Source organism: Cupriavidus sp. 207A1, assembly GCF_057798955.1.
On sequence record NZ_JBYOJO010000017.1, the window covers coordinates 130,605 to 156,908 of the forward strand.

The window sequence follows — 26,304 nt, forward strand, 5'->3', positions numbered from 1 at the left end:
CTTTCATGCGCCTGCCATTCCGCGCCATCGCCCGCGCCGCCCCGGCGGCGGCGCACGCGCCGTCTTCACAGGCGCTGGCCGGAGTCAGCGTGGATGCCGCGGCGCTGGCCCGGCTCGAGGTGGCCGCGCGCGACTTCCATTTCCTGCCGCGCCAGCCGGTGCACAGCGTGCTGGCCGGGCGCCATGCCTCACGGGTGCGCGGGCGCGGGCTGACCTTCGAGGAATTGCGCCTCTACCTGCCCGGCGACGATATCCGCAGCATGGACTGGCGCGTGACCGCGCGCACCGGCCGGCCCCATGTGCGCGTCTACACCGAGGAAAAGGACCGGCCGGTGCTGCTGGTGGTGGACCAGCGCATCAACATGTTCTTCGGCAGCCGGCGCGCGATGAAATCGGTCAGCGCAGCCGAAGCAGCGGCGCTGGCCGCGTGGCGCGTGCTCGCCGAAGGCGACCGCGTCGGCGGCGTGGTGCTGGGCGACGAGCGCATCGAAGCGTTCGCGCCGCGCCGCAGCCGCGACGCGGTGCAGCAGCTGCTGGGCGGCATCGCTCGCTTCAACCAGGCCCTGCGCGCCGACGCGCCGGCGCGCCGCGCCGCCGGGCAGCTCAACGCGGCGCTGGAGCGCACCGCGCGCATGGCGCGCCACGACTGCCTGGTGATCGTGGTCAGCGATTTCGACGGCCATGACACTCGCACCCGCGACCTGATGCTGGCGCTGGCAACGCACAACGATGTGCTGACCATCCTGGTCCACGACCCGTTCCTGGGCGCGCTGCCGGGCTCGGGGCAGCTGGTGGTCAGCGACGGCGAGCTGCAGGTCGAGCTGGGCTTCGGCCACGCCGCCACGCGGCGCGGCATCGCCGAGTTTGCCGATGCCCGCGCCAGGGCACTGCTGGACTGGCACCATGCCATGGGCGTGCCGCTGCTGCCGCTGTCAGCCGCCGAGGAGACCGCGCCGCAGTTGCGCCGGCTGCTGGGCCGGCCGCTGCAGCAGGCACCGGTGCGGCAACGCGCGGGGGCGGCGCGATGAGCCTCACGCACAGCGCCGCCCCGGCGACCCTGGCAACGCTGGCCGACCTCGCCGTGCCGCCGCCGCCGTCGTGGATGCCGCAGACCATCGGCTGGCCGATCGCCGGCGGCGTGCTGCTGCTGGTGCTGGCCTGGGCCGGCTGGCGCGGCTGGCGGCGCTATCGCGCCAACCGCTACCGGCGCGAGGCGCTGGCGGAACTGGCGGCGCTGCCGCAGGACCCGGACCCCGCACACCGCGCCGCGGCCTTGCGCGCGATGGCGGCGCTGCTCAAGCGCACCGCGCTGGCGGCGTGGCCGCGCGCGCAGGTGGCCAGCCTGGCCGGCGGCGGCTGGGCCGAATTCCTGCGGGCGCATGCGGGTCGGGCCGGGGATGTCGCACCGCAGCTGGCGGCCCTGGTGCAAGACGCCGAGTACCGTGGCGACGCCGCGCTGGCGCAATGGCCGGACGCCGAGGTGCGCGCCGTGGCCGCGGCATGCCGGCGCTGGATTGCGGAGCACCATGTACCAGTTTGAATATCCGTGGCTGTTCGCGCTGCTGCCGCTGCCCTTGCTGCTGTGGTGGTGGCTGCCGCCGTACCGCGAGGAAAGCCCGTCGGTGCGGCTGCCGTTCTTTGGCGAGGTCGCCAGTGCCGCCGGGCTGACGCCGGCGGCCGGCGCCGTGGTGCCGCGCCGCAACCGGCTGCAATGGGTGCTGGCGCCGCTGGCGTGGGTGCTGGTGGTGACGGCGCTGGCGCGGCCGCAGTACCTCGAGGCGCCGGTGCAGAAGGTGCAGCCCGCGCGCGACCTGCTGCTGGCGCTGGACCTGTCGCAGTCGATGGACACGCGCGACTTCCGCGATCCGTCCGGCGCGCTGATCCCCCGCGTGCAGGCGGTGCGGCAGGTGGTCGGCAATTTCGTGGCGCGGCGTCCGGGCGACCGCATCGGCCTGGTCGTGTTCGGCGATGCGCCGTACCCGCTGGCGCCGTTTACGCTGGACCACCAGCTGGTGCAGGCGCTGCTGGCCGACCTGCTGCCCGGCATGGCCGGACCCAGCACGGCGCTGGGCGATGCCATCGGCCTCGGCATCAAGCTGTTCGGGCACAGCGAAGCGCCGGAGCGCGTGATGATCGTGCTGACCGACGGCAACGACACCGCCAGCCGGATGCCGCCCGAGCGCGCCGGCGGCATCGCGCGCGAACGCAAGGTGGTGGTGCATACCATCGGCATCGGCGACCCCAACGCCGCGGGCGAAGAGAAAGTCGACCTCGACGTGCTGCAGCGGCTGGCGGCGCAGACCGGCGGGCGCTATTTCTTCGGCGCCGACCAGGCCAGCCTGGAGAGCATCTACGCGACCCTCGACCGGATCACGCCGCATGAGCAGAAGACGTTGTCCTGGCGGCCGCGGCGCGAGCTGTTCATGTGGCCGCTGGGCGCGGCGCTGGCGCTGGTGCTGGCGTACCAGCTGCTGATGTTCGGCTATTCGGCGTGGGTCGCGCGGCCCAGGCCAGCCCGAGCCGGCGTGGTGGAAGCGACGGAAGCGGTGGACCCGCCGGGCGCGATGGCGGATGCCGCCGGGAGCGGGCGCTGATGCCGGCCTGGCTCGAGCCGCTCGCCCACTTCCATTTCCTGCGCCCGTGGTGGCTGCTGGGGCTGCTGCCGGCCGCGCTGCTGGTGTGGGCGGTGCGGCGCCGCGGCGACGTGCGGCGGCGCTGGCGCGACACCATCGCGCCGCACCTGCTCGACGCGCTGATGCTCGGCGAGCGCCGCCGCCTGGCGCTGCGCCCGGTGCACCTGACCGCGCTGCTGCTGGCGCTGGGCACGGTGGCGCTGGCGGGCCCGAGCTGGCGCCAGGAACGCCCGCCGTTCCTCGACGACAAGGCGCCGCTGGCGATCGCCCTGGACCTGTCGCCGAGCATGGACGCGGTCGACGTCACGCCCACGCGGCTGGAGCGCGCCAAGCTCAAGGTCAAGGCGCTCCTGGCGCGCCGCGACGGCGGCCGCACCGCCATCTACGCCTATGCCGGCTCGACCCACCTGGTGTTGCCGCTGACCGACGACGCCAGCCTGCTGCAGACCTTCGCCGATGCGCTGCAGACCCGCATCATGCCGGTGCCCGGGCGCGACATGGCGCAGGCGCTGCGCGTGATCGACGCCGACCTGAAGCGTGAGCCGGTGCCGGGCACCATCCTGTTCCTGACCGACGGCGTCGACCCGGCCGCCGCGGCGGCGTTCCGCGCGCAGGCCGGCAGCGGCCGCAGCCAGCCGGTGGTGCTGGCGCTGGGCACCGCGCAGGGCGGGCCGCTGCGCGATGCCGCCGGCGGCTTCGTCGAGCAGGACGGCGCGCGGGTGTTTGCGCGGCTCGATGTGAAAGCGCTGGAGCGCTTCGGCGATGACAGCGGCGTGCCGGTGGCGACCTTCACGCCGGACAGCGACGACGACGTGGCCTGGGTGCAGCGCCACGTGCAGTCGCATCTCGAACAGATGCAGGCCGGCGACCGCACCCGCTGGAAGGATGAAGGCTGGTGGCTGGTGCCGCCGCTCGCGCTGCTGGCGATGCTATGGTTCCGCAAGGGCTGGACCGTGCGCTGGAACGCGGGCCTGCTGCTGGCGCTGGCGTTGGCGCTTGCCGCGCCGCGCGAGGCGCACGCGCAGTCATCCGCGCCAGCCACGCAAGCCAGTGGGGTACGCCCATGGCGCTTCGTCGACCTGTGGCTGACCCACGACCAGCAAGGCCGGCGCGCCTTCGAGCAGGGCGATTTTGCGCGCGCCGCGACGCTGTTCGACGATCCGATGTGGCGTGGCATCGCCCAGTATCGCGCCGGCCAGTACGCGCAGGCGGTGCAGAGCTTCGCGCGGGTCGATTCCGCACAGGCCGACTACAACCAGGGCAATGCGCTGGCGCGGCAGGGCCAGTACCGGCAGGCCGCCGCGCGCTACCGCCAGGCGCTGAAGCGCCAGCCGCAATGGCCAGAGGCAAGCGCCAACCTGGCGCTGATGGAAAAACTGCTGGCGCAGCAGCTGCCGAAGGACAAGCCGGACCCCGACGACGGCGAAGAACCACCCGACCTGCCGCCGGACCAGGTCAAGTACGACGCCGCGAAGCCGTCGGCACCGGGCGGCAAGTCGCTGCAGGTGGTGCTGACGCAGGACGCCGAGATGTGGATGCGCGCGATCCAGACCACGCCGACCGACCTGCTGCAGCGCAAGTTCGCGCTGCAGCACGGACAGGCGGCGCCGGCGCAGGGCGCGCGATGAGGCGCCACGCCATCCGGCCTCGCGCGTGGCTGCGGCGCGCCGCGCTGCTGGTGCTGCTGCTGGCGGCGTGGCTGTGGCCCTGGCTGGCGCGGGCCGCTGCCGGACCGGCCGGGCCCATCGTGCGTGTCGACGTGGGCGCGCACCAGCCGGTGCTGGCGGGCCAGCAGGTGGGCATCGACGTCACCATCCTCGCGCCCAACTATTTCCTGTCGGCACCCGAGTTCCCGCCGCTTGCGGTGCCGGGCGCGGTGGTCACCTTGCCCGATGCGCGCGCCGTGAATTCCACCGAGACCATCGACGGCGTGGCCTATGCGGGCATTCGCAAGACCTATGCCTTCACTGCCGAGCAGGATGGCGACTTCCGGCTACCGGCCGCGACCATCCGCGTGACCTACGCCGGCGACGACGGCGCGCCGCGCGAGGGCAGCGTCACCTTGCCGCTCACCACGATCCGGGTCGGCACGGGCGGCACCGGCACCGCGGCGGCGGGCGCCACCGCCGGCCGGCGCTTGCTGCCGGTGGCGCGGCTCAGCGTGACGCAGACGCTGGACCACAACCCCGACCACGGCGTGGTCCGGCTGCATGCGGGCGATGCGCTGGTGCGCACCGTCACCACCTTTGCGCCGCAGACCCAGGCGATGATGATCGTGCCGCCGCATGCCGCGTCGCCGCGCGGCGTGCGCATGTTCCGCGCGGACGCGCGGCTGTCCGACCAGGCCCAAGGCGACCAGGCCCAGGCGGCGCCGGAGCCGGGCGGCACGCGTATCGATACGCTGACCTACGTGTTCGAGCGACCCGGCACCTATGCGCTGCCCGCGGTCACAGTGGACTGGGTCGATCCCGCCACGCGCCGGCCGACCAGCTCCGAAGCGCCGGCGGTAAAGGTCGAGGTGGCCGCCGCGCGCAACGCCGGGGCGCTGGCGCCGGGCGGGCCGTCGGCCGGCGCGCTGCCGGGCGCGGGCGGCCTGCCGTGGCGCACGCTGCTGTGGGGCGCGGTCGCGCTGCTCGGCGTCGCCTTGCTGGCGCTGCTGTGGCGGCGGCTGCGGCCGCGCCTGGCGCGCCTGCGGCAACGCCGCGCCGAGCGCCGCCGCGCCCGCGCCGGGGGCGCCGAGGCGCGGCTGGCGGCCACGCTGCGGGCCTGCCGCGCGGGCGATGCGGCCGCCGCCAGCCAGGCGCTGGGCGACTGGACCCGCGCAGCGCATGGCACCACGCCCGCGGCCTGGGCCGAAGCCGCCGGCGATGCCGCGCTGGCCGACGCCGTCACCAGCCTGCAGCGCCATCTCTACGGGGCGGTGCCGGTCCCGTCCGCCTGGGACGGCAACCCGCTCGCGCAGGCGCTGAGCCGCCACGCAAGGCCCGCCCCGCAGCGCCGGCACCACGCCGCGCCGGCGCTGCCACCGCTCAATCCCTGATCCCGCCCTGATCCAGCCGCTCCCCCGAACCCAACCCGCGCCCCCATGACCTGTACCGTTGATTTCCTTGCCGCCAACCCGTTGCTGGTGCTGTTCATCACCGTCGGACTTGGATACTTCGTCGGCAAGGCGCGGGTCGGACCGATCCAGCTGGGAGGCGTGTGCGGTACGCTGATCGTCGCACTGTTCATGGGGCAGACCGGCTGCCAGATGCATGGCGAACTGAAGGACATGGCCTTCGCGCTGTTCATCTTTGCCATGGGCTATTCCGGCGGGCCGCAGTTCTTTGCCAACCTGAACCGCTCGAGCCTGCGCTATATGGTGCTGCCGGTGGTGGAGGCGCTGGTGGTGCTGGCGATCGCGCTCGCCGCGGCGGCCTGGCTGGGCTTCGATCCGGGCACCGCCGCCGGGCTGGCCGCCGGCGCCGCGACCGAGTCGGCGGTGGTGGGCACCGCCGCCGAAGCGCTCAAGCACCTCGGCCTGGATGCCGCCACCGTGGGCCGCTACGAGGCCAATATCGCCACCGCCTATACGCTGACCTACCTGGTCGGGCTGATCAGCATCGTGTTCTTCACCAGCCAGATCGCGCCGGCGCTGCTGGGCATCGACCTGCGCCAGGCCGCGCGCGAGGTCGCGGCGCGCATGGAGGCCGCGTCCGACGACGACGTGGCCACTCAGCCGGCGCTGCCGCGGCTGATCGGGCGCGCCTACTCGGTGCACCAGGCCGCCGGCATGACTGTCAGCCAGCTGCAACACCAGGTCGGCGGCCGGGCGTCGGTGGTCAAGGTGCTGCGCGGCGGGGCCGGCATCGAGCTGGGCGATGACGACGCCGTGCAGGCCGGCGATATCCTGGCCCTGGTCGGCATCCGCAGCAACCTGCTGAAGGCCGCCGCGCTGATCGGCCCGGAAGTGCTGCTGCCCGAGGCGCACACCGATGCCATCCAGCTGGTGGAGAAGCGGGTGGTGGTGAACAAGCGCCGCGTCAACGGCAAGACCCTTGGCGAGCTGGCGCGCCTCGCCGGCCCGCGGCGGCTGCGCGAGGTCTGGGTGCTGGAAGTGCGGCGCTCGGGCCTGTCGCTGCCGATCACGCGCTCGACGCCGCTGCAGCTGGGCGACGTGATCACGATCGTCGGCCTGGAGCCTTCCCTGTCCGAGGCCATTGCCGGCATCGGGGTGGAGGCCAAGGCCTCCGAGGTCACCGACCTGGTGTTCCTGTGCGTGGGCATCCTGGCCGGCCTGCTGGTGGGCACGCTGAGCCTGAGCCTGGGCGGCATGCACATCTCGCTGGGCAGCGGCGGCGGGGCGCTGCTGAGCGGGCTGGTGTTCGGCTGGGCCCAGTCGCGCAAGCCATCGCTCGGCACCTTTCCGGCGTCAGCGGTGCAGATCCTGAAGGACCTGGGGCTGGCGGTGTTCGTCGCCTGCGTCGGGCTGTCGGCCGGGCCGGATGCGATCGCGCTGATCCGCGAGCACGGCGCGGTGCTGCCGCTGATCGGGCTGGCGGTGTCGCTGGTTCCCGCGTGCCTGTCGTTGTGGATCGGGCACAAGCTGCTCAGGATCGAAGGCCCGCTGCTGGTCGGCGCGATTGCCGGGCAGCATGTCAGCACCCCGGCGATCAGCGCGATCCTGGCCGCCAGCCAGAGTTCGGTGCCGCTGCTGGGCTACACCATCACCTATGCCATTGCCAACGTGATGCTGCCGGTATTGGGGCCGATCATCATTTCGCTGGCCTACCGCTTCACCTGAGTCCGGCTGGCCGGGCGCCGGCGGGTGCCTGACAGACCATTTCTTTGCCGTTCGCGCCGCGCCGTCCTACAACTGATGGGTGGGGCGGAGGGCACCGCGCCGCACCCGCAAAGGACAAGGAGGAGCAATATGTGCCGCTGGCTGGCGTACTCGGGCAGATCCGTTGCATTGGAAACGGTGCTGTTCCAGCCGGAACACTCGCTGATCGACCAGAGCCTGAATTCCCGGCTGGGCCATACCACCACCAACGGCGACGGCTTTGGCGTCGGCTGGTACGGGCGCCATGCCGAGGTGCCGTTCCGCTACCGCTGCCTGCATCCGGCGTGGAGCGACACCAACCTGCGCGAGACCGCCAGGGCGGTGCGCGCGCCGATGTTCGTGGCGCACGTGCGCGCCGCCACCGGCACGCCGACGCAGGAAACCAACTGCCATCCGTTCCGCTTTGGCCGCTGGCTGTTCGTCCACAACGGCCTGATCCGCGACTATCCGCTGGTGCGGCGCGACCTGATGATGGCGGTGGCGCCGCACCTGTTCCGCTGGATCGAGGGCTCGACCGATTCCGAGGTGATGTTCTTCCTGGCGCTGACCTTTGGCCTGGAGCGCGATCCGGTCGGCGCGCTGGAACAGATGGCCGGCCTGATCGAGGATGTCGGCCTTCGCCACGACGTGCAATTCCCGCTCAACATGACGGTCTGCGTGACCGACGGCCGGCAGATCGTCGCGGTGCGCTATTCGAGCGAGACCAACTCGCGCTCGCTGTTCCACAGCACCTCGTTCCGGCAGTTGCGCGAGCTCTATCCGGACGACCCGCGCATCGCCGCGGCGGGCGACGATGCCTTCCTGGTCCTGTCGGAGCCGCTGATCGACGTGCAGGGCGTGTGGGAGGAGATTCCCGAGGGCACCATCCTGGTTGCGCGCGGCGGCGAGATCGACCGCCACCGCTTCGTGCCGCGCCTGCCGAGCCAGCCGGCATTGCACGTGGTTCAGGGCAACGCGGCCGCGGGCTGAGGTCGCGGGCTTGGCAGCATCACGCAAGCCTCAGGGGCACGCCAGCGCGGCGGTGGCGTACATCAGCAGCGCCACCAGCACCACCACGGTAAAGCCGGCGTGGATCGCCAGCAGCGTGGCCAGCACCGCCGCCACCACCGAGGCGCAGGCGTTGATGCCCCAGGCCCACGGCACCAGCTTGTCGTCGCGCAGGGCGAGCCCGGACAGCCCGAGCGGGAACGGCATCCCCATCAGGAAGGCCAGCGGCGCGATCAGTGCCACCGCAACGGCGACCCGGGCGGGATCCGGCCAGGCAATCAGCCGCGGGAACACCTCAGGCAGCGCCACCAGGTAGAGCATCGCCACGGCACACACGCCGCCGATTGCCAGCGCCACCTGGCGCCGGCCGCGCCCGGGCCCGGCGCGCGCCGGCAGGCGCGGGGCAAAGCGGCTGCCCAGCCCGGCAAAGCACAGGAACGCGCACAGCACCACCGCCACGGCATAGAGCGGATGGCTCAGGAACAGGATGAATTTCTGGATAAAGGCGATCTCGACGAACATGAAGCCAAGGCCGACCGCGACAAAGTAGAAGCCAGTGCGCGCTACTGGCACCAGCGGCACCGATGACGCTGGCGCGCGCCGCCGCAGCACGCGCAGCGGCACGCCGATCAGCAACAGCGCCGCGGCCGTGGCCTGCAGCAGCGTTGCCACCAGCACCGGATAGCCCCAGTCCAGCAAGGGCAGCCCGCCCTGCGCCTTCAGCGAGATCAGCTCCGGCAGCGTGCGCCATTTGAAGAAGTGGAAGAAGTAGGGCCGGTCGTCGGTGGCGGGCCGCACGTCGAACTTGTAGCGCGCCAGGAAGCGCTCGCGCTCGGGGCCGAGCAGCGCCTGCGCGGCGGCGTAGAAGTCTGGCTGGTCGAGCACGTTGTAGCGGTTGGCCGCGCCGGGCCGGATGCCGGGATGGTATTCGACGTCGAACGAGCGCATGCGGCCGAAGTCGAGCAATGCGCCGATTTCCGCGGGCTGGAAGTCGCCGTGCTTGACCACCAGCGTGGCCGTCTTCCAGCCGCGCAGCAGCACCAGCCGGCGCGACGGATCGGACACCCCCGCGCGCGCCATCGCCGCCACGGCGGTGGCGAACAGTTTCGGGATATCGCGCGGCGGCAGCGAGACCCAGCGCGTGATCGCCAGCAGGCCGCCGGGCCGCAGGTGGCGCAGGTAGGCCTCGAACGCTTCCACGGTATAGAGGTAGCTTTCGGAGAGCGCATACAGGCCCGCCGACGAGGTGCTGAAGGAATCCAGCAGCGCCACCTGGATCAGGTCGTAGCGCTGCCGGCTGGCGGCCAGGAAGCCGCGCGCCTCGCCGACATGCACCTGCACGCCCGCCGCGCTGTACGGCTTGCCCGAGAACGCGCCGAAGCGGTCCTGCACCAGCCCGATCACCTGCGGGTTCAGCTCGACCGCATCGACCGCGCTGGCGCCGTGGTAGAGCGCCTGCAGCACGTCGGCGCCGGCACCGCTGCCCAGCACCAGCACGCGCGGCGGCGCCTGCAGCAGGTGATACGGCAGCGCCGAGGTCAGGTCGCCCAGGTAGGCCAGCGGCTCGCGCCGGCCGTCATGGCGGTTGAGCGCGCTGAGGCCGTCGCCGTCGGTAAACACCGCAAGCTGCGGCGGCGGTTCCGCGGTGGCGTTCAGGCTGAGTCCGGGCGCATGGCGCAGCGGGATCGACGGACTCTCGACTACCGTGATCAGCCCCAGCGGACTGGAGCGCTGCGCCACCACGCGCGCGTCGCCGATGCGCAGCAGCTGGCTCAATTCCTTGTAATCCGACGGCCGCAACGCCATCCAGCTGCCCGGGATGGCCGCGGGTAAGGCTGCCGCCGCCAGCAGCAGCGCCGGCAGCCACGGGCGATGCCAGCGGCATTCCATGCAGGCCAGCGCCGCGGCCGCCATGCCCGTCATGCTGACCAGGCGCAGGGCGTCGATGGGGGCCAGCACGAACAGCGCGGCGATGATGCCCAGGCTACCCAGCCCGGCGCCGAGGATGTCGAAGCTGTAGAGCCGGGGTACCTGCAGCGGGAAGCGGGCAAAGGCCAGGCACACGCTGGTGGCCGCGCACAGGAAGGGCACGAACAGCAGCAGGTAGATCGCCACCAGGCGCAGCGGCTGGGTGGGTTCCCACAGGATTTCCAGCGGGTTGAAGCCGACGCGCTGCGCCAGCTCGAAGCAGACCAGGGCGCTGATGCCGAACAGCAGCGCGCCGCCGGCAAACACCGGCACGAAATGCCGCACCAGCCCCGGCTGCGCCAGTGCCACCAGCGCCCCCGCGGCGCCGTAGCCGAGCAGGGCCACGCTGATCATCATGTAGGCGAAGTGATGCCACAGGATGATCGAAAGCAGCCGCATCAGCAGGATTTCATAACCCAGCGCGGCGGCGGAGAGCAGGGCCAGGGCAAACAGCGGCGGGCGTGGCATCGCGTTCATCGCCTGGGGTGTCCCGCCGGGTGCCCGCGCCTCAGTGCTTGCCGACCAGCGGCACGAAGCGCACCGGCAGGATCTGCCGGGTGCTGACGCTGCCGTCCGGGGACTTTTCGACCAGCAGCAGGTACTGCGTCAGGAACTGCGCGCCCACCGGGATCACCATGCGCCCGCCCGGCTTGAGCTGCCGGATCAGCGGCGGCGGCACGTGGCTGGCCGCGGCGGTGACGACGATGGCGTCATAGGGGGCATGCTCGTCCCAGCCGTAGTAGCCGTCGCCCACCTTGCACGCCACCTGCCGGTAGGCCAGCCGCTGCAGGCGCTCGCAGGCCTGGCGCCCGAGCGGCTCGATGATCTCGATGGTATAGACCGCGCGCGCCAGCTGGCTCAGCACCGCGGCCTGGTAGCCGGAGCCGGTGCCGATCTCGAGCACGCTGTCGCCCGGCCGGACCCGCAGCAGATCGGTCATCAGCGCCACGATATACGGCTGCGAAATGGTCTGGCCATGGCCGATGGGCAGCGGCCGGTTCTCGTAGGCGTGCGGCTTCTGCGGGTCCGGCACGAACTCATGGCGGGGCACCTGGCCCATCACGGCCATCACGCCCGGGGCGATGCCGTGGCTGCGGTTGGGCACGCCGGCGCCGGCGTCGATCGCCACAATCTCGCTGACCATCTCCGCGCGCTGCTTCTGCCGTGCGTCGTCGGCGCGGCACAGCCCGGCCGATGCGATGGCGGCAATGGCGAGCAAGGCGAGCAAGACGATAGAGGGATGGCGGGTGAACGGCTGCACGATGGGACCCCCGGGGAGCCTACCGTCATCGTAGGTCATCGCCTGCCCCGGCGCCGGCAAGTGGCAAACGAGGCGCTTGCGGGCGCTCGCCGCCCCGGGCGGGCTAGCCCGCGATCAGCTTGAGTCCGGCCGGCAACGCCTCGCCGAAGACCCGTCCCTCGTCCGCGGCGTCGAGTTCGACTACCTCGCGCACCATCGCGATCCAGCCCGGCGGCGCGTTGGCGACCTCCAGCCGGCGCACCACGTTCGCGCGCAGCTCGTCGGGCAGGTCGCGGGTGCGGTCGCCGGTCAGGCGTGCGATCTGCACCGCGGCGAACGCGGCCGGCTCCACCTTTTTCCAGTCGAGCGCCAGGATGGCGTCCAGCCACTGGCCGGCGGTGTCGGCCGGCACCACGCTGTGGGCGCTGCCGTAGAACGGCATGCGGGCGCCGATGCGGCCCACCGCCCACCAGCCCTGGTTGTTCTCGGAGGGTTTGCGCAGCCGGGTCAGCAGCCAGCCGGCCAGCTCGGTCTTGGCGTCGACGGGCAGGCGCTCGAGCGAGCCGGCCAGCCGGACCATGTCGGCATAGCCGCCACGGGTGGGACCGGCCGGCTTCTTGAAGTGCGCGCTGCCCGGCGGCTGCAGGTAGAAGGCCATGTCTTCCAGCAGGCGCAGCTGCGCGCTTTCGTCGAGCCCGCCGGCGGCGCGCCGCCACAGCGTCCACCATTCCGACCAGTTCTGGCTTTCGTTGACGTACTGGATGCCCTGGTCGTACTGCGACCACAGCTGCGCGACGCGCCATTCGTCGAGCGGGTAGCCAAAGCCGGGGCGCACGCAATAGCCCGCCAGGTTAAGCCACAGGCGCTCATGGTCCGCCGTGCGGCGGCGGCGCCTGGCGCGTTCCCACAAGGCGCCGAACAGCTCGCGCAGCAGCGCGCTGTCCCACTGCTCGCGCGCGCCCAGGATCTGCTCCAGCTGCGCGCGCAGGCGCTTGACCTCCTTCGGCCCGACCTCCTGCGAACGCGCGCCGAAGGTGCGGTCGATCAACTCCAAAGCCTGCGGCAGAGACGGGTGGGCCGTTGGCGCCGGCGCGGCCGCCGCGGCGTCGTTGCCGCGCAGCTGGAACTCCAGGCGCCAGCGCTGCGCGGCATCGCCGGTGTTGATGCAGTGGACTTCGAGCGTGCCGACTTCGGTCAGCGACGTGGTGATCTGCACCGGCGTTTCGCGCGGGCCGCCGGCGCCGCGCGTCGGCACCACGGTGGCGATCGGCGGCAGGCGCACGAAGTCGCCGCCGGACAGGTCGGTCAGCGCGCCGGCCCGGTAGGGCGTCTCGGCCACCGAAGACACCAGGTGGAACTGCACCGGGTGCCCCAGCCGCAAGGCGAAGGTGCGGTCGCTGAGGTGGATTTCGTGGCCTTCCTCGGTGCCGCGCGGCAGCAGGCAGATCCCTTGCTGGCCCGTGGCGCCATCGTCGAGCACCAGGAAATAGCTGCGCGCCGAGCCGCCGCCGATGCGCGGCGCCTGTCCGGCGCGTGCGCGCGCAGACGCGACCGCGCCGCGCGCCACGGCAATGTCGGGATCGGCGTTGTGCAGCACCTGCAGCGGCGCGCCGCGCCAGCCGCCGAGTGTGTCGGCGATGCGGTCGGCCAGCGCCTGCGCGCGGAACACGCCGCCGTTGAGCAGCAGCGTGTCGGGCACCGGCAGGATATCGTCCGGCGCGCCCTCCAGCTCCAGCGCGGCACGGGCCTGCGCGGCATGCTGGCCAAGGAAGGCGGCCACGTGGCGGGTCACGGCGGGATCGGCGGCATAGGGCAGGCCGAACTCGACGATGGCGCCGCGCGCGCGCCGGGGACGTTCGCTGGCCGGCACGTTGGGGAAAAAGCCATCGACCACCAGCTGCTCGACTTCCTGCCGCGTCACCTGCACCGAGCGCGCGCCGCCGACCAGCCGGGAACCCGCGCCCAGCAGCGTCACGTTGACGGCATCGGGCGCGTCCGCGCCCAGCAGTTGTTCCTTGGCGGCGCGGCAGCGCGCCACCAGCTGCGACAGGCTCGCGGCCGACAGGCGCGGCTGCGCCGGCTCTGCCTTGCCCAGGCGCGCTTCGACCTGATGCGCCAGCCCCAGGTCCATGTTGTCGCCGCCGAGCATCAGGTGGTTGCCCACGCCGATACGGGTCAGCTGCGGCTGCCCGTCCTGCATCGCCACGCGGATCAGGGTGAGGTCGGTGGTGCCGCCGCCGACGTCACAGATCAGCACCAGCCGGGTTTGCGCGAGGTCCTGCTCCAGCGTGTGGCGATGGTGGAACAGCCAGTCGTAGAGCGCGGCCTGCGGCTCTTCCAGCAGGCGCAGCGCGGGCAGGCCCGCCAGGCGCGCGGCTTCCAGCGTCAGCGCGCGCGCGCCCTCGTCGAACGACGCCGGCACGGTCAGCACCACGTCCTGCTGTTCGAGCGGCGCGTCGGGGAAGCGGTGATTCCAGGCCGCGCAGACGTAGCCGAGATAGCTGGCGCTGGCGACCACCGGCGAAATCTTGTCGAGATCCTCCTCGCCGCCCCAGGGCAGGATCGGCGCGGTGCGGTCGACCGAGGCATGCGACAGCCAGCTCTTGGCGCTGGCCACCAGCCGGCCCGGCACCTGCGCGCCCAGCGTCGCCGCCAGGCGGCCGAACACGGTGCGGCGCGCGGCTGCGCTGGCGGCCGATTGCCAGGGCAGCTGCAGGTCATCGCCATTGAGCTCGCCCGACGCCGCGTGGTAGCGCACCGACGGCAGCAGGGGGCGGGCCGCGACCTCGCCCGGCGCGACCAGCTGGTCGATGTCGAACACGCGGATATCGTCGGAGCCGGCCCTGGCGTAGGCCACCACCGTGTTGCTGGTGCCAAGGTCGATGCCGACGATGTATTGCTTCATCGACTGCTTCATCGCCGCTGCCGCGGCTTCAGGCATCGGCGTTGCCGCGCACGTCGAATTGCACCTTCCAGCGTTCGCCGCTGCCACGCGGCACCGCCTCGAGCTCCAGCGTGCCGGCCTCGGTCACGCGCGCATGCAGCCTGACCGGCACCACTTCGCCGGCGGTGCGGCCTTCGGCGGGCAGCGTCGCCTGGATTTCTTCCAGTTCCTGCAGCTCCTCCGGCCCCCAGAAGTCGAGCAGGGTGCCGACCTGGTCCTGGCGCCGCACGGATGAGCCGAAGAAGCGGAAATGCACCGGTTCGCCCACCACCAGGCCGAACTCCTGCGGCGGCAGCTCGGCCTCGGTGCCTTCTTCCATGCCGAACGGCGCCACGCACAGCGCCTGGATCGGCGGCTCGAAGCCCGGCACGGCGGGCATCGACGATTCCACCGCGACGTAGTAGGCGCGTGCGGTGCCGCCGCGGATGCGCACGCCCTTGCCGCGCCGCACATAGCCGTAATAGGCGGCGCCGCGCGCCACCGCCAGGTCCAGTTCGGCACCATCGAGCAGGCGCGCCGGGGCCGCGCCCTCGGCAGCGAGCCAGCCGTTGAGCGTCTGCAGGATGCGCTCGACCAGCAGGCCCGACTTGAACACGCCGCCGTTGAACAGCACGGCGGTGGGGCGCAGGAAGCTGGCGCCTTCCGGCTGCGTGGCCTGCAGGCCTTCGATCTCGGCCAGCGCGCCTGCTTGCCGGCCCAGGAACGCCGCCAGGTGGCGCGTGATGGCCGCGTCCTGCGCGTAGGGCAGGCCCAGCTGCGTCAGGCCGGCACGGGCCCGGGTGACGGGGCGCGCCGCGGCGTCGACTTGCGGGAAGAACCCTTCGAGAATGGTCTGGGTCAGTTCGGCGCGGGTCAGTTCGGTGCGGATCGAGCCGCCGATCAGCTTCGCGCCGCGGCTGGGCACGACCAGCGGCACGCTGTCGGTGGCCGGGTCGGTCAGCAAGGTTTCCTTGGCGGCGCGGCAGGCGTAGGTCAGCGCGCGCAGTTGCCACGGGTCGGCCTGCGTGCCCTGCGCCGCCAGCTTGCGCGCGACCACGTGCGCCAGCGCCAGGTCCATGTTGTCGCCGCCCAGCAGGATATGGTCGCCGACCGCGATGCGATGCAGTTCCAGGTTGCCGTCACGCTCGATCACCGCGATCAGCGACAGGTCGGTGGTACCGCCGCCGACATCCACCACCAGGATGATGTCGCCCACCTTGACCTGCTTGCGCCATTGGCCGGCGCTTTTCTGGATCCAGCTGTAGAGCGCGGCCTGCGGCTCCTCGAGCAGGGTCATGCGGGCATAGCCGGCCGCCGCGGCGGCCTCGGCGGTGAGTTCGCGCGCGGCAGGATCGAACGACGCGGGGATCGTCACGGTGATGTCCTGCTCGCCGAACGGCGCGTCGGGATGGGCCTGGTCCCACGCTTCGCGCAGGTGCGTCAGGTAGCGCACCGAAGCCTCTAGCGGCGACACGCGCGGCACCTCCGGCGGCGCGTCGGCGGGCAGGATCGCCGCGCGGCGGTCGACCCCGGCATGGCACAGCCAGCTCTTGGCGCTGGACACCAGCCGGATCGGCGTGCCCGCGCCGCGGCTGCGCGCCATCTCGCCGACCGCGAAGTCGCGCGTGGCGCTCCATGGCAGGTTCAGGTCGCCCGGCGCCAGTTCGCTTTCGTGCGGCAGGTACAGGAACGAGGGCAGCAGGTCGAGATCCTCGACCGCGCCGGGCGCGGTCAGCTGCGTGACCGGCAGCACGCGCTGGCTGGTCTTCTCGCCATCGCTGGCGGCCAGGTCGACGTAAGAGACCGCGCTGTGGGTGGTGCCCAGGTCGATGCCGATGGCATAGCGGGCCTGGCCGGTGGCATAGCGGGCCTCGCTCATAGCTCCACCTCGGCGGGGGCGATCACGCTGGCGTCGTGGCGCTCGGCCAGGCGCGGCAGGCGCACGTCTTCGACCTTCCAGCCGCGATGGCTGATGGCGCCATGGAACGGCGCGCTGCCCACCACGTTGCCGGTCAGGCGGATCGCGCTGGCATCGAAGCCGTCGGCCAGCGTGACGCGGCTGCCCTCGGCTTCCTCGCGCACCGGCCGGATGGTGAAATGCTCGCGCAGCACCGCGCGGCAGCCATCGTGCACCAGGCGCGCGGCGGCGCCGATCTCGGCGTCGGCATAGCGCGTGATGTCTTCCTCGACGAAGTCGACGAAGCGGGCATCGCGCTGCAGCAGTCCGAGCAATTGCAGCGCGGCCACCGGGCTGGCTTCCTTCAGCGCGGGCGCCGGTTCAGCAACCGGCGCGGGCGCGGGGGCGCTCACCGGGGCCGCCGGCGCAGCGGCCTCGCCCGCGCGCAGGCGCTTGATGCCTGCAGCCAGGTCGCGGTCGCCCAGGATGGCGAAGAACGTGCCCATGGCAAGCGAGAGCCTGCCAAAGAAAGAGAGGTTCGGGTCAGGCATGGATAACACTCCTCTGTGCGCGGATGGCGGAGGACCGCTCAGGCGTCGCGCAGATAGGTGATCAACTGGTCCGCGCGGCTGGGATGCCGCAGCTTCTTCATCGCCTTGCTTTCGATCTGGCGGATCCGCTCGCGCGTGACATCGAACTGCTTGCCGACTTCTTCCAGCGTGTAGTCGGTCGACATGTCGATGCCGAAGCGCATGCGCAGCACCTTGGCTTCGCGCGGCGAGAGCTCGTCGAGCATCTCGCGCACCACCGCGCGCAGGCCGGCCTGCAGGGCGGCGTCGGCGGGCGTGGCGGTGTCCGAGTCGGCGATCATGTCGCCCAGGCTGGTGTCGCCGTCCTCGCCCACCGGGGTCTCCATCGACACCGGCTCCTTGGCGATCTTCATGATCGAGCGCACCTTGTCCTCGGTCATGTCCAGCCGTTCGGCCAGCACCGCCGGATCGGGTTCCTTGCCGGTCTGCTGCATGATCTCGCGCGACAGGCGGTTGAGCTTGTTGATCTGCTCGATCATGTGCACCGGCACGCGGATGGTGCGGGCCTGGTCGGCGATGGCGCGCGTGACCGCCTGGCGCACCCACCAGGTGGCGTAGGTGGAGAATTTCCAGCCGCGGCGGTACTCGAACTTGTCGACCGCCTTCATCAGGCCGATGTTGCCTTCCTGGATCAGGTCCAGGAACTGCATGCCGCGGTTGGTGTATTTCTTGGCGATCGAGATCACCAGGCGCAGGTTGGCCTGCGTCATCTCGTGCTTGGCCTGGCGCATCTGGCGCTCGGCGGCCAGCATCTTGCGGTTGACTGACTTCAGCTCGGCCAGCGACAGCGCCGCGCGGGCCTGGATGTCGATCAGCTTCTGCTGGTGGGCTTCCAGGTCAGGCAGCGCGCGCGCGACCGCGGCGCTGTAGGGGCGGCCTTCGGCGGCCAGGCCCTGGCCCCAGGCGAGATTGGTCTCGTTGCCGGGGAAGCGCGCGACGACGTCCTCGCGTTCCATGCCGCAGCGCTCGACCAGCAGCTGCACCACCTGGCGCTCGATCGCGCGCACCTCGTCGACCATGCCCTGGACGTTGGCGCACAGGCGCTCGATGGTGCGGGCGGTAAAGCGGATCGTGCGCAGCTCCTCGCGCACCGCGTCGCGCGCGGCGGCGAAGGCCGGTGCGGCCGCGCGGCCGGCTTCGCTTTCGGCGCGCATGCGCTCGAACTGCTCGGCGACGCGCGCGAAGCGCTTCATGCATTCGTCGCGCAGCCGGGCCAGGTCGGCTTCGGCGCTTTGCTGGGCGCTGCTGCCTTCATCGGCGCTGTCGTCGTCGTCTTCGTCGGACTCGTCGGCGCTGTCGAGGCTGCTGTCGTCGGCGTCATCCGCGGCGGCGGCGGGCTCGGCGATGGTCTCGTCGCTGAGCCCGTCGACCACGTCGTCGATGCCGATCTCGTTGGCGGCGACCTTGGCCGACAGCTCGAGGATGGCGGCGACGGTGAACGGGCACGCCGAGATCGCGTGGACCATGTTGTTCAGGCCTTCCTCGATGCGCTTGGCGATCTCGACTTCCTGCTTGCGCGTCAGCAGCGTGGCCGAGCTCATTTCGCGCATGTACATGCGCACCGGGTCGGTGGTGCGGCCGAACTCGGAATCGACGGTGGCCAGCGCCACCTCGGCTTCCTCTTCGGCCTGCTCGTCGGAGGCCACCACCGGGCCGTCGCTCAGCAGCAGGGTCTCGGCATCCGGGGTCTGCTCGTAGATCTTCACGCCCATCTCGGCGAAGGTGCCGACGATGCTTTCCATCGCGGCCGTATCCGTGAAGTTCTCGGGCAGGTGGTCGCTGATGTCCGCGTGCGTCAGGTAGCCGCGCTGCCTGCCCAGCTGGATCAGCGCGCGCAGCTGCTGGCTGCGCGCGGCGGCTTCGGCCGTCGGATCAGTGTGTGCCGCGGCCGGGCTGGCCTGGCCGTTGTCCTTGACTGCTGCTGCTCGTGTTTTGGCTGCCGTTCGTTGTGCGCCACTTGTCATTGACTGCTGTTTCCTTCGTGCATCGCGTGTCGACGGCAGTGCGCACGAGGGCGCGCGTGATTCCAACCTGCTGTCAAGGCTCGCGTGGGGTTCGGCGGGGGCGGGGCGGATAACCGTTGGCCGCGGCCGTTTGAATAGGGGCCGCATATTCTACAGCCATTGCTGCGTCGCAGCAGGTTCCGGGCCCGGAATGCGTGGCGGCTAGTCTGCCGGAATGCGTGGTATTTGCAACAGGATGGGCCGAAAAGCGCGGCAGAAGCCGCTGCCATGGCGGAAATTGCGAGAAATTCCGCACCGGGCCGCCGCGCTACGGCCAGCCAAGTGCCGCCTCAGGCATAGTCCAGCGGCAGCGCGGTGGTGTACTTGATCTGCTCCATCGCGAAGCTGGAGCTGACATCGGCCAGCTCGGCGCCCTGGATCAGCTTCTTGTAGACGCGGTCGTAGGCGGCGATATCCGGCACCACCACGCGCAGCAGGTAGTCGGTGTCGCCCGCCATGCGATAGAACTCGGTCACTTCCGGGATCGACGACACCAGTCCGTGAAACTGCTTGAGCCATTTCACGTTGTGCTGGCTGGTGCGGACGGAGACGAACACCGTGACGCCTGCATTGAGCTTGGCGGCGTCGAGCAGCGCCACGCGCTTGCGGATCAGGCCGGCTTCCTCCAGCTTCTGGATGCGGCGCCAGCACGGGGTCGAGCTCAGGCCGACCCGCTCGCCGATTTCCGCCACCGGCAAGGTGGCGTCTTCCTGCAGCAGGGCGAGGATCTGTTTGTCGTAGCGGTCCATGGCGCGTGGCGGTCAGGTGGAAAGGGTGCGCCCGCACCAGGCGCGAAGCGGGTCGGCTAGGCGTCGGCGGGCACCAGCAGGTTCACGCCGGTCGCGATATGGTCGCGGCTGACCCCGTAGAGATGCAGGGAAAGCGCGATCTCCTCGCTGGCGTTGCCGAGCGCGTGGATATGCTGCAGGCCGCCCGGCACGCTGAAGGTATCGCCGGCGCTGCGCGTGACGGTGTTGGCATGGTGCGCATGCCGGCTGGCGGGATCCCACCGGTAGTGCTGCTCGGTCAGCGTGCCGCGCAGCACGCGGTAGGCGCACCAGGTGCGGTGGCCATGCACCGGGCTGGCCTGGCCCGGAAGCCAGACCAGCACCATGGCCGAGAAGCGTTCCAGCGGATCGCCGTAGACCAGGTGCCGGGTATAGGTGTCGGCTGAGCCCAGCAAGGCCCCCGGCGGCAACGCCGCCAGCAGCGTTTCGGTGTCGGGCAGATGCTGCGCGATGTGGCTGGCAACCAGGCGCGCGCTGTTGCTGAAGATGTCGGCGAGGTCTAGCGCCAGCCGGTCGAGCGGGGCGCCGGCCGGGCGGGCGGCGGCAAGAGGAGAGGCAGTAACGGGGGAGGCGGTCGTCATGGCTGGCTTCGTCGGCTTGTTCTTGTCTGTTCATGATATGGACCGGCGGTAGCACAGGCATGCGATTTGTCCTTCCAGGTAGGCTGGAATTGTAATGCTATTCCTGTAGACCGCGAATTATTGGAATTTTGTTCTATCGGGTCGCGGTTGGCGCGATAACGCCCGCTGCGGGTTGCGGGGGCGCCTGGGGCGGCGACGGCCTAGCCGCCTTCGTCCTTGGGCCAGAACGTGATCAGGATATTGGACGGCGCCACGCCGTTGCTGTCGCGCGGCAGCGGATCGGAGCGCTGCACCGCGCGCAGCACCGCGTTGTCCCAGCCGGCATTGCCGCTGGACTTGGCAAGCCGCGTCGACAGCAGCGAGCCGTCGGGCGCCATGTGCACGGCGACCACCGCCGCCGGATTGCCGGCGACATCCTCGTCGAAGATGATGTTGGGCTTGACCCGCTGGCGCACGCGCTCGGCATAGCCCGAGGACGGCCTGGCCGACGAGCCGGAACCGGCCCCGGTGTTGGCCGTGGCGCCGGCACCGCCGGCCTGCGCGCGCAGGCGGGCCAGTTCGGCCTGGCGCTCGGCGTTGCTGGCCTGGCGCTGCGCCTCCGAGGCCTTGCGTTGCGCATCCTTGCGTGCCGCTTCGGCGCGGGCCTGGTTTTCACGCTGCCGCGCCTGCTCGGCCTCGCGCTCGGCCTGCCTGGCCTTGCGCTGCTTTTCCTGCAGCGAGATATCGGCGTCTTCTTCCTCGACGGGCTGCGGCACCGGCGCCGGCTTGACGGCAGGTTCGGGCGCGGTGGCTTCGGGGACGGGCTCCCACAGTTCCGCCGCGACGCCGGTGGGCACGGCGTTGCGCCAGCGCACGCCGTAGTACAGCAGGGCCCCCAGCAGCAGGTGCATGAGCAGGGCCAGCAGGAAGCAGGTCAGCGTGCGCCGCTCGCGCACGGGCTGGTAGGGATAGGCGGCGGTCTGCATGGTCCTTGGGTGCGGCGGAAACCAGGCCATTTCATTCTATGAGGCGCAACCGCATCAACCAAGGCAGGGCGGCGCAGGCTGCGCCCGCCGTTGTCTCGCCAAAGGCACGGCAAGGCCGCGCGGGCTTCAGCCCCTGGTGAAGATCTCGAGGAAGTGCTTGCTGGGATCCTCGAAATAGATGCGCCGGCCACCGTCATCGGTATTGACCTCGCCGGGGCGCCGCCGGTACGGGTCGGCCCAGTACGTGAGCCGGTGCGCGCGGACCCGGGCAAAACCGTGGTCGAACTCGGCGTCGCTGACCAGGAAGGCATAGTGCTGCATGGCGATCTCGCCTTCCGCGTCCATGAAGTCGAGGGTCACGCCGTTGTCTAGCGCCACGCCGAGGAAGGGGCCGAACGGCTCGGCTGGCGGACGGCCCAGGACCTCGCACAGGAAGTCCGCGGAGGCCTGCTTGTCGTGAGAGAAGACGATGGTGTGGTTAAGCTGGACGGCCATGTCGCAATCTCCGTGCTGGGGTGGATGCCTCCTCCAGCGTACAAGGAAATCGCCGGTTTGGCCGGGGGATCGGGTCAGGCGCCGTCCAGCTTGCGCAACGCCGCGCCGACTTCGCCATGGAACGCGCGCAGCGCTTCCAGCTCGATATTGGCCGGCTGCAGCGCGGGCCACAGCAGGGCCACCATGCCCGCGGCGGTCTTGTCGATATCGACCTCGCGCTCGCGCGCGATGGCATCCCACAGGATATGCTCCATCGGCCCCAGGATGGCGGAGCGCAACAGGCTCAGCGGCAGGTCGGCGCGAATCTCGCCATGTTCGCGGCCGCGCGCCAGCAGTTCCATCAGCGGCGCCGTATAGCGGCGCTGCAGCGGCACGAACTCCTGCCCGAGGTCCGGCCCCTTGGCCCGTCCTTCGGACAACACCAGCGCGCACAGCCCGGTGCCCTGGATCAGAAACAGGCGCAGGTGCGTCTTCACGTAGAACGCCAGCTGGTCCCTGGTGCTCTGGTGCCGCGGCATGCCGCGCTCGACCGCGTCGATGATTTCGTCGTACCAGTCCTCGATGACCCGCACGCACAGCTTGCGCTTGCTTTGGAAGTACGTGAACACCGTGGCCTCCGACACGCCCAGGCGCTGGGCAATCTCGGTGGTGGTGGTCTTGTCGTAGCCCAGTTCGGCGAACACCTCGCGGCTGACGCGCAGGATGTCACGGATGCGTTGTTCCGCCCTGGCGCCGGACGGGATCCGGCGGGTGGCGGCGTTGTCTTCCATGGTGGCGGTTCCCGGCAGGCGAAAGCGCGAATGATAGGCCGCATCCCCGATTGGGGGGTGCGGAACTGCGGCAGCGCGGACCAGGCGGTTGCCGCGCAATGCCGTCACATCGTACTCCATTTCACGCGAAGTTGAGTAAGCCTCAAATTAATGTTGAATTTTCCGGCCGGCCCGTATACCTTTTCGTCATTCCGCTGTGACGAGACCGGAAGTCGAATGACCATCCGGCAGCACTAGCAGCAGCTTCACGGGGTTAACCCCGACTGAGCGATTCACCCCGGCGATATTCGTGATCTTGAGTTTCGCTCAACTCAAGTCGAAACCGACGCGCTTTGGAGACAACGATGAAGATGCAGGGAGAGCCGCTTCCCACCATTCTGCCGATCGGCGGGCTGTCGCACGTCCGAGGCGACACCAGCATTGCGCTGTCCGAGCAGACCGTGCCGGCGCTGCTGGCGCAGACCGTGGCAGCGTTCCCGGAACGCGAGGCCGTGGTCTTTCGCGAGCAGGGCGTGCGCTGGGACTGGCGCGAGTTTGCCGACGCCATCGATGCGCTGGCGGCCGGGCTGCACGCGCTCGGCCTGTCCCGGGGCGATCGCGTCGGCATCTGGGCGCCGAACCGGGTGGAGTGGCTGGTGACGCAGTTCGCCACCGCCCGGCTGGGCCTGGTGCTGGTCAACATCAATCCGGCATACCGGCTGGCGGAGCTGGAATACGCGCTGAACAAGGTTGGCGTCAAGGCCATCGTTGCCGCCGAGGCCTTCAAGACGTCGCGCTACCTCGAGATGCTGCAGGCGCTGGCGCCGGAGCTGGCCACCAGCGCGCCGGGCGCGCTGCAGGCCGCGCGGCTGCCGTCGCTGCGCTGGGTGATCCGCATGGGCGAGGGCGAGACTCCGGGCATGATCCGCTATGCCGAGGTGCTGGCGCGCGGCGCCGGCGTGGCGCGGACGGAGCTCGACCGCATCACGGCGCAGCTCGACCGCCATGACCCGATCAACGTGCAGTTCACCAGCGGCACCACCGGTGCCCCCAAGGGCGCCACGCTGACGCATCGCAATATCGTCAACAACGCGCGCTTTATCGCCATGGCGATGCGCTTCTCCGAGCAGGACAAGCTGTGCATCCCGGTGCCGTTCTACCACTGCTTCGGCATGGTGCTGTCGGTGCTGGCGTGCGTGTCGACCGGCGCGGCGATGGTGTTCCCGGGCGAGGCCTTCGACCCCGAGGCCACCATGCGCGCGGTCAGCGAAGAGCGCTGCACCGCGTTGCACGGCGTGCCGACGATGTTTATCGCGCAGCTGGACCATCCGCGCTTCGCCGACTACGACTTCTCCTCGCTGCGCACCGGCATCATGGCCGGCTCGCCATGCCCGATCGAGACCATGAAGCGCGTGGTGGCGCAGATGAACATGTCCGAGGTGACCATTGCCTACGGCATGACCGAGACCAGCCCGGTGTCGTTCCAGAGCAGCACCACCGATCCGCTCGACAAGCGCACCACCACGGTGGGCCGGGTCCAGCCGCACCTGGAAGTCAAGATCGTCGATGCCACCGGCGCGACCGTGCCGGTGGGCGAGAAGGGCGAACTGTGCACGCGCGGCTATTCGGTGATGCTCGGCTACTGGGACGACGAGGCCCGCACCGCCGAAGCCATCCGCGACGGCTGGATGCACACCGGCGACCTGGCCACCATCGACGAAGAGGGTTACTGCAATATCGTCGGCCGCGTGAAGGACATGCTGATCCGCGGCGGCGAGAACATCTATCCGCGCGAGATCGAGGAATTCCTGTTCCGCCATCCCAAGGTGCAGGCAGTGCAGGTGTTCGGCGTGCCCGATGCCAGGTATGGCGAGGAGGTGTGCGCGTGGATCGTGCTGAAGCCGGGCGAGAGCGCCACCGAAGACGAGATCCGCGCGTTCTGCCGCGACCAGATTGCGCACTACAAGATTCCGCGCTATATCCGCTTTGTCGACGAGATGCCGCTGACCGTGACCGGCAAGGTGCAGAAGTTCGTGATGCGCGACCAGATGGTGCGTGAACTGAACCTCGATGAATCCAGGACGGCCTGAGCGCCGGGCCCGAGAGATAACCCTACACAACCGATAACCGACTGCCCGAGGCCCCTATGGCGGTAATTGAAACCAAGCTGAACGCCCGCTCCGAGTCGTTCAGGACCAATGCGCAGGCAATGCAGGACCTGGTTGCCGACCTGCAGGAAAAGATCGCCAAGCTGGCCGAAGGCGGCGGCGCGGCCGCACGCGACAAGCACCTGGCGCGCGGCAAGCTGCTGCCGCGCGAGCGCGTGCAGCAGCTGCTCGATCCCGGCACGCCGTTCCTCGAGCTGTCGCAGCTGGCCGCGTACGACATGTACGACGATGCCGCGCCCGGCGCCGGCATCATCACCGGCATCGGCCGCGTGGCCGGGCAGGAATGCGTGATCGTCTGCAACGACGCCACCGTCAAGGGCGGCACGTATTACCCGATGACGGTCAAGAAGCATGTGCGCGCGCAGGAGATCGCCGAGGAAAACCACCTGCCGTGCATCTACCTGGTCGACTCGGGCGGCGCCAACCTGCCCAACCAGGACGAGGTCTTCCCCGACCGCGACCACTTCGGCCGCATCTTCTACAACCAGGCCAACCTGTCCAAGCGCGGCATCCCGCAGATCGCGGTGGTGATGGGCTCGTGCACCGCGGGCGGCGCCTACGTGCCGGCGATGAGCGACGAGTCGATCATCGTCAAGAACCAGGGCACCATCTTCCTGGGCGGCCCGCCGCTGGTGAAGGCCGCCACCGGCGAGGAAGTCAGCGCCGAGGACCTGGGCGGCGCCGACGTGCATACGCGGCTGTCCGGCGTGGCCGACTATTTCGCGCAGAACGACCATCATGCGCTGAGCCTGGCGCGCAACATCGTGCAGCACCTGAACCGGCGCAAGCCGGACCAGATCCGTCTGCACGAGCCGGTCGAGCCGCTGTATCCGGTGGAAGAGCTGTATGGCGTGATCCCGACCGATACGCGCAAGCCGTACGACGTGCGCGAGGTGATCGCGCGCCTGGTCGACGGCTCCGAGTTCGACGAGTTCAAGGCCCGCTACGGCACCACGCTGGTGTGCGGCTTCGCCCGCATCTGGGGCTATCCGGTGGGGATCGTCGCCAACAACGGCATCCTGTTCTCGGAGTCGGCGCTCAAGGGCGCGCACTTTATCGAGCTGTGCTGCCAGCGCAAGATCCCGCTGGTGTTCCTGCAGAACATCACCGGCTTCATGGTGGGGCGCAAGTACGAGAACGAGGGCATCGCCCGCAACGGCGCCAAGATGGTGACGGCGGTGGCGACCGCGCAGGTGCCCAAGTTCACGGTGATCATCGGCGGCTCGTTCGGCGCGGGCAACTACGGCATGTGCGGGCGCGCGTATTCGCCGCGCTTTTTGTGGATGTGGCCGAACGCGCGCATCTCGGTGATGGGCGGCGAGCAGGCCGCGAGCGTGCTGGCGACGGTGCGCCGGGACGGCATCGAAGCGAAGGGCGGCCAGTGGAGCGCGCAGGAGGAAGACGCCTTCAAGCAGCCGATCCGCGACCAGTACGAGCACCAGGGCCACCCGTACTACGCCAGCGCGCGGCTGTGGGACGACGGCGTGATCGATCC

20 protein-coding genes are annotated in these 26,304 nt (G+C 70.6%); 9 read left to right on the top strand and 11 right to left on the bottom strand.

Annotation, left to right across the window (positions count from 1 at the left end; translation table 11 throughout):
- The first annotated feature begins 5 nt into the window (after positions 1-5).
- The 7 genes from AC3FMM_RS26400 to AC3FMM_RS26430 all read left to right on the top strand — a co-directional run bounded on the left by AC3FMM_RS26400 (position 6) and on the right by AC3FMM_RS26430 (position 8,424).
- Positions 6-1,028, top strand: a complete 1,023-nt coding sequence (locus AC3FMM_RS26400) for a DUF58 domain-containing protein (protein WP_115709464.1) — start codon at positions 6-8, stop codon at positions 1,026-1,028.
- Positions 1,025-1,540, top strand: coding sequence for a DUF4381 domain-containing protein (locus AC3FMM_RS26405; protein WP_115709466.1), 516 nt, complete (start codon positions 1,025-1,027; stop codon positions 1,538-1,540). The genes AC3FMM_RS26400 and AC3FMM_RS26405 overlap by 4 nt, the downstream gene beginning before the upstream one ends.
- Positions 1,527-2,594 carry a VWA domain-containing protein gene (locus tag AC3FMM_RS26410; RefSeq protein WP_488687689.1) on the top strand — a complete coding sequence of 356 codons (1,068 nt, stop codon included), beginning with the start codon at positions 1,527-1,529 and terminating at the stop codon, positions 2,592-2,594. The genes AC3FMM_RS26405 and AC3FMM_RS26410 overlap by 14 nt, the downstream gene beginning before the upstream one ends.
- Positions 2,594-4,261 (top strand): VWA domain-containing protein, encoded by a 1,668-nt coding sequence (locus AC3FMM_RS26415; RefSeq protein WP_488687690.1) that lies wholly within the window; start codon positions 2,594-2,596, stop codon positions 4,259-4,261. The genes AC3FMM_RS26410 and AC3FMM_RS26415 overlap by 1 nt, the downstream gene beginning before the upstream one ends.
- On the top strand, positions 4,258-5,673 hold the full coding sequence (locus AC3FMM_RS26420) for a BatD family protein (protein ID WP_488687691.1): 1,416 nt from the start codon (positions 4,258-4,260) through the stop codon (positions 5,671-5,673). The genes AC3FMM_RS26415 and AC3FMM_RS26420 overlap by 4 nt, the downstream gene beginning before the upstream one ends.
- A 45-nt stretch (positions 5,674-5,718) precedes the next feature.
- Positions 5,719-7,416 (top strand): aspartate-alanine antiporter, encoded by a 1,698-nt coding sequence (gene aspT / locus AC3FMM_RS26425; RefSeq protein ID WP_488687692.1) that lies wholly within the window; start codon positions 5,719-5,721, stop codon positions 7,414-7,416.
- A 129-nt stretch (positions 7,417-7,545) separates the two neighbouring features.
- Positions 7,546-8,424, top strand: coding sequence for a class II glutamine amidotransferase (locus tag AC3FMM_RS26430; protein WP_115680231.1), 879 nt, complete (start codon positions 7,546-7,548; stop codon positions 8,422-8,424).
- Between the two features lie 30 nt (positions 8,425-8,454).
- Here the strand turns inward: AC3FMM_RS26430 and AC3FMM_RS26435 are convergent, their stop codons facing one another.
- The 11 genes from AC3FMM_RS26435 to AC3FMM_RS26485 all read right to left on the bottom strand — a co-directional run bounded on the left by AC3FMM_RS26435 (position 8,455) and on the right by AC3FMM_RS26485 (position 22,662).
- A complete protein-coding gene (locus AC3FMM_RS26435; protein ID WP_488687693.1) occupies positions 8,455-10,878 on the bottom strand; it encodes a spermine/spermidine synthase domain-containing protein in 2,424 nt (807 codons plus the stop codon).
- A 40-nt stretch (positions 10,879-10,918) separates the two neighbouring features.
- Positions 10,919-11,620, bottom strand: coding sequence for a protein-L-isoaspartate(D-aspartate) O-methyltransferase (locus tag AC3FMM_RS26440; RefSeq protein WP_414249152.1), 702 nt, complete (start codon positions 11,618-11,620; stop codon positions 10,919-10,921).
- A gap of 154 nt (positions 11,621-11,774) precedes the next feature.
- Positions 11,775-14,555, bottom strand: a complete 2,781-nt coding sequence (locus AC3FMM_RS26445; RefSeq protein WP_488687700.1) for an Hsp70 family protein — start codon at positions 14,553-14,555, stop codon at positions 11,775-11,777.
- A 28-nt stretch (positions 14,556-14,583) separates the two neighbouring features.
- Complete coding sequence (locus AC3FMM_RS26450; RefSeq protein WP_488687694.1) at positions 14,584-16,452, bottom strand: Hsp70 family protein; 1,869 nt, start codon at positions 16,450-16,452, stop codon at positions 14,584-14,586.
- Positions 16,449-17,021, bottom strand: coding sequence for a DUF2760 domain-containing protein (locus AC3FMM_RS26455; protein WP_116312567.1), 573 nt, complete (start codon positions 17,019-17,021; stop codon positions 16,449-16,451). Before AC3FMM_RS26455 ends, AC3FMM_RS26450 begins: the two co-directional genes overlap by 4 nt.
- Before the next feature lie 38 nt (positions 17,022-17,059).
- Positions 17,060-19,024, bottom strand: a complete 1,965-nt coding sequence (rpoD, locus tag AC3FMM_RS26460; protein WP_116312568.1) for an RNA polymerase sigma factor RpoD — start codon at positions 19,022-19,024, stop codon at positions 17,060-17,062.
- A 329-nt stretch (positions 19,025-19,353) separates the two neighbouring features.
- Positions 19,354-19,812: an Lrp/AsnC family transcriptional regulator gene (locus tag AC3FMM_RS26465; RefSeq protein WP_062799292.1), complete on the bottom strand. Its 459-nt coding sequence runs from the start codon at positions 19,810-19,812 to the stop codon at positions 19,354-19,356.
- Between the two features lie 56 nt (positions 19,813-19,868).
- Positions 19,869-20,432: a cysteine dioxygenase family protein gene (locus AC3FMM_RS26470; protein ID WP_488687695.1), complete on the bottom strand. Its 564-nt coding sequence runs from the start codon at positions 20,430-20,432 to the stop codon at positions 19,869-19,871.
- A gap of 200 nt (positions 20,433-20,632) precedes the next feature.
- Positions 20,633-21,397 (bottom strand): cell envelope integrity protein TolA, encoded by a 765-nt coding sequence (gene tolA, locus AC3FMM_RS26475; RefSeq protein WP_115709484.1) that lies wholly within the window; start codon positions 21,395-21,397, stop codon positions 20,633-20,635.
- A 126-nt stretch (positions 21,398-21,523) separates the two neighbouring features.
- A complete protein-coding gene (locus AC3FMM_RS26480; protein WP_115709486.1) occupies positions 21,524-21,892 on the bottom strand; it encodes a VOC family protein in 369 nt (122 codons plus the stop codon).
- Positions 21,893-21,966: 74 nt separating this feature from the next.
- The gene (locus AC3FMM_RS26485; RefSeq protein WP_115711648.1) at positions 21,967-22,662 is read right to left on the bottom strand and encodes a TetR/AcrR family transcriptional regulator; all 696 of its coding nucleotides are present in this window, start codon (positions 22,660-22,662) and stop codon (positions 21,967-21,969) included.
- A gap of 344 nt (positions 22,663-23,006) precedes the next feature.
- On the opposite strand from AC3FMM_RS26485, the gene AC3FMM_RS26490 reads away from it, so the two are divergent.
- Complete coding sequence (locus AC3FMM_RS26490; protein ID WP_488687696.1) at positions 23,007-24,731, top strand: AMP-binding protein; 1,725 nt, start codon at positions 23,007-23,009, stop codon at positions 24,729-24,731.
- 56 nt (positions 24,732-24,787) lie between these two features.
- On the top strand, positions 24,788-26,304 hold a 1,517-nt coding region (locus tag AC3FMM_RS26495; protein WP_488687697.1), incomplete at its 3' end, for a carboxyl transferase domain-containing protein.

Coding starts and splice junctions, on each gene's coding strand:
- AC3FMM_RS26400 (WP_115709464.1), top strand. CDS start 6: ATGCGCCTGCCATTCCGCGCCATCGCCCGCGCCGCCCCGGCGGCGGCG.
- AC3FMM_RS26405 (WP_115709466.1), top strand. CDS start 1,025: ATGAGCCTCACGCACAGCGCCGCCCCGGCGACCCTGGCAACGCTGGCC.
- AC3FMM_RS26410 (WP_488687689.1), top strand. CDS start 1,527: ATGTACCAGTTTGAATATCCGTGGCTGTTCGCGCTGCTGCCGCTGCCC.
- AC3FMM_RS26415 (WP_488687690.1), top strand. CDS start 2,594: ATGCCGGCCTGGCTCGAGCCGCTCGCCCACTTCCATTTCCTGCGCCCG.
- AC3FMM_RS26420 (WP_488687691.1), top strand. CDS start 4,258: ATGAGGCGCCACGCCATCCGGCCTCGCGCGTGGCTGCGGCGCGCCGCG.
- aspT (WP_488687692.1), top strand. CDS start 5,719: ATGACCTGTACCGTTGATTTCCTTGCCGCCAACCCGTTGCTGGTGCTG.
- AC3FMM_RS26430 (WP_115680231.1), top strand. CDS start 7,546: ATGTGCCGCTGGCTGGCGTACTCGGGCAGATCCGTTGCATTGGAAACG.
- AC3FMM_RS26435 (WP_488687693.1), bottom strand. CDS start 10,878: ATGCCACGCCCGCCGCTGTTTGCCCTGGCCCTGCTCTCCGCCGCCGCG.
- AC3FMM_RS26445 (WP_488687700.1), bottom strand. CDS start 14,555: ATGAAGCAATACATCGTCGGCATCGACCTTGGCACCAGCAACACGGTG.
- AC3FMM_RS26450 (WP_488687694.1), bottom strand. CDS start 16,452: ATGAGCGAGGCCCGCTATGCCACCGGCCAGGCCCGCTATGCCATCGGC.
- AC3FMM_RS26455 (WP_116312567.1), bottom strand. CDS start 17,021: ATGCCTGACCCGAACCTCTCTTTCTTTGGCAGGCTCTCGCTTGCCATG.
- rpoD (WP_116312568.1), bottom strand. CDS start 19,024: ATGACAAGTGGCGCACAACGAACGGCAGCCAAAACACGAGCAGCAGCA.
- AC3FMM_RS26465 (WP_062799292.1), bottom strand. CDS start 19,812: ATGGACCGCTACGACAAACAGATCCTCGCCCTGCTGCAGGAAGACGCC.
- AC3FMM_RS26470 (WP_488687695.1), bottom strand. CDS start 20,432: ATGACGACCGCCTCCCCCGTTACTGCCTCTCCTCTTGCCGCCGCCCGC.
- tolA (WP_115709484.1), bottom strand. CDS start 21,397: ATGCAGACCGCCGCCTATCCCTACCAGCCCGTGCGCGAGCGGCGCACG.
- AC3FMM_RS26480 (WP_115709486.1), bottom strand. CDS start 21,892: ATGGCCGTCCAGCTTAACCACACCATCGTCTTCTCTCACGACAAGCAG.
- AC3FMM_RS26485 (WP_115711648.1), bottom strand. CDS start 22,662: ATGGAAGACAACGCCGCCACCCGCCGGATCCCGTCCGGCGCCAGGGCG.
- AC3FMM_RS26490 (WP_488687696.1), top strand. CDS start 23,007: ATGAAGATGCAGGGAGAGCCGCTTCCCACCATTCTGCCGATCGGCGGG.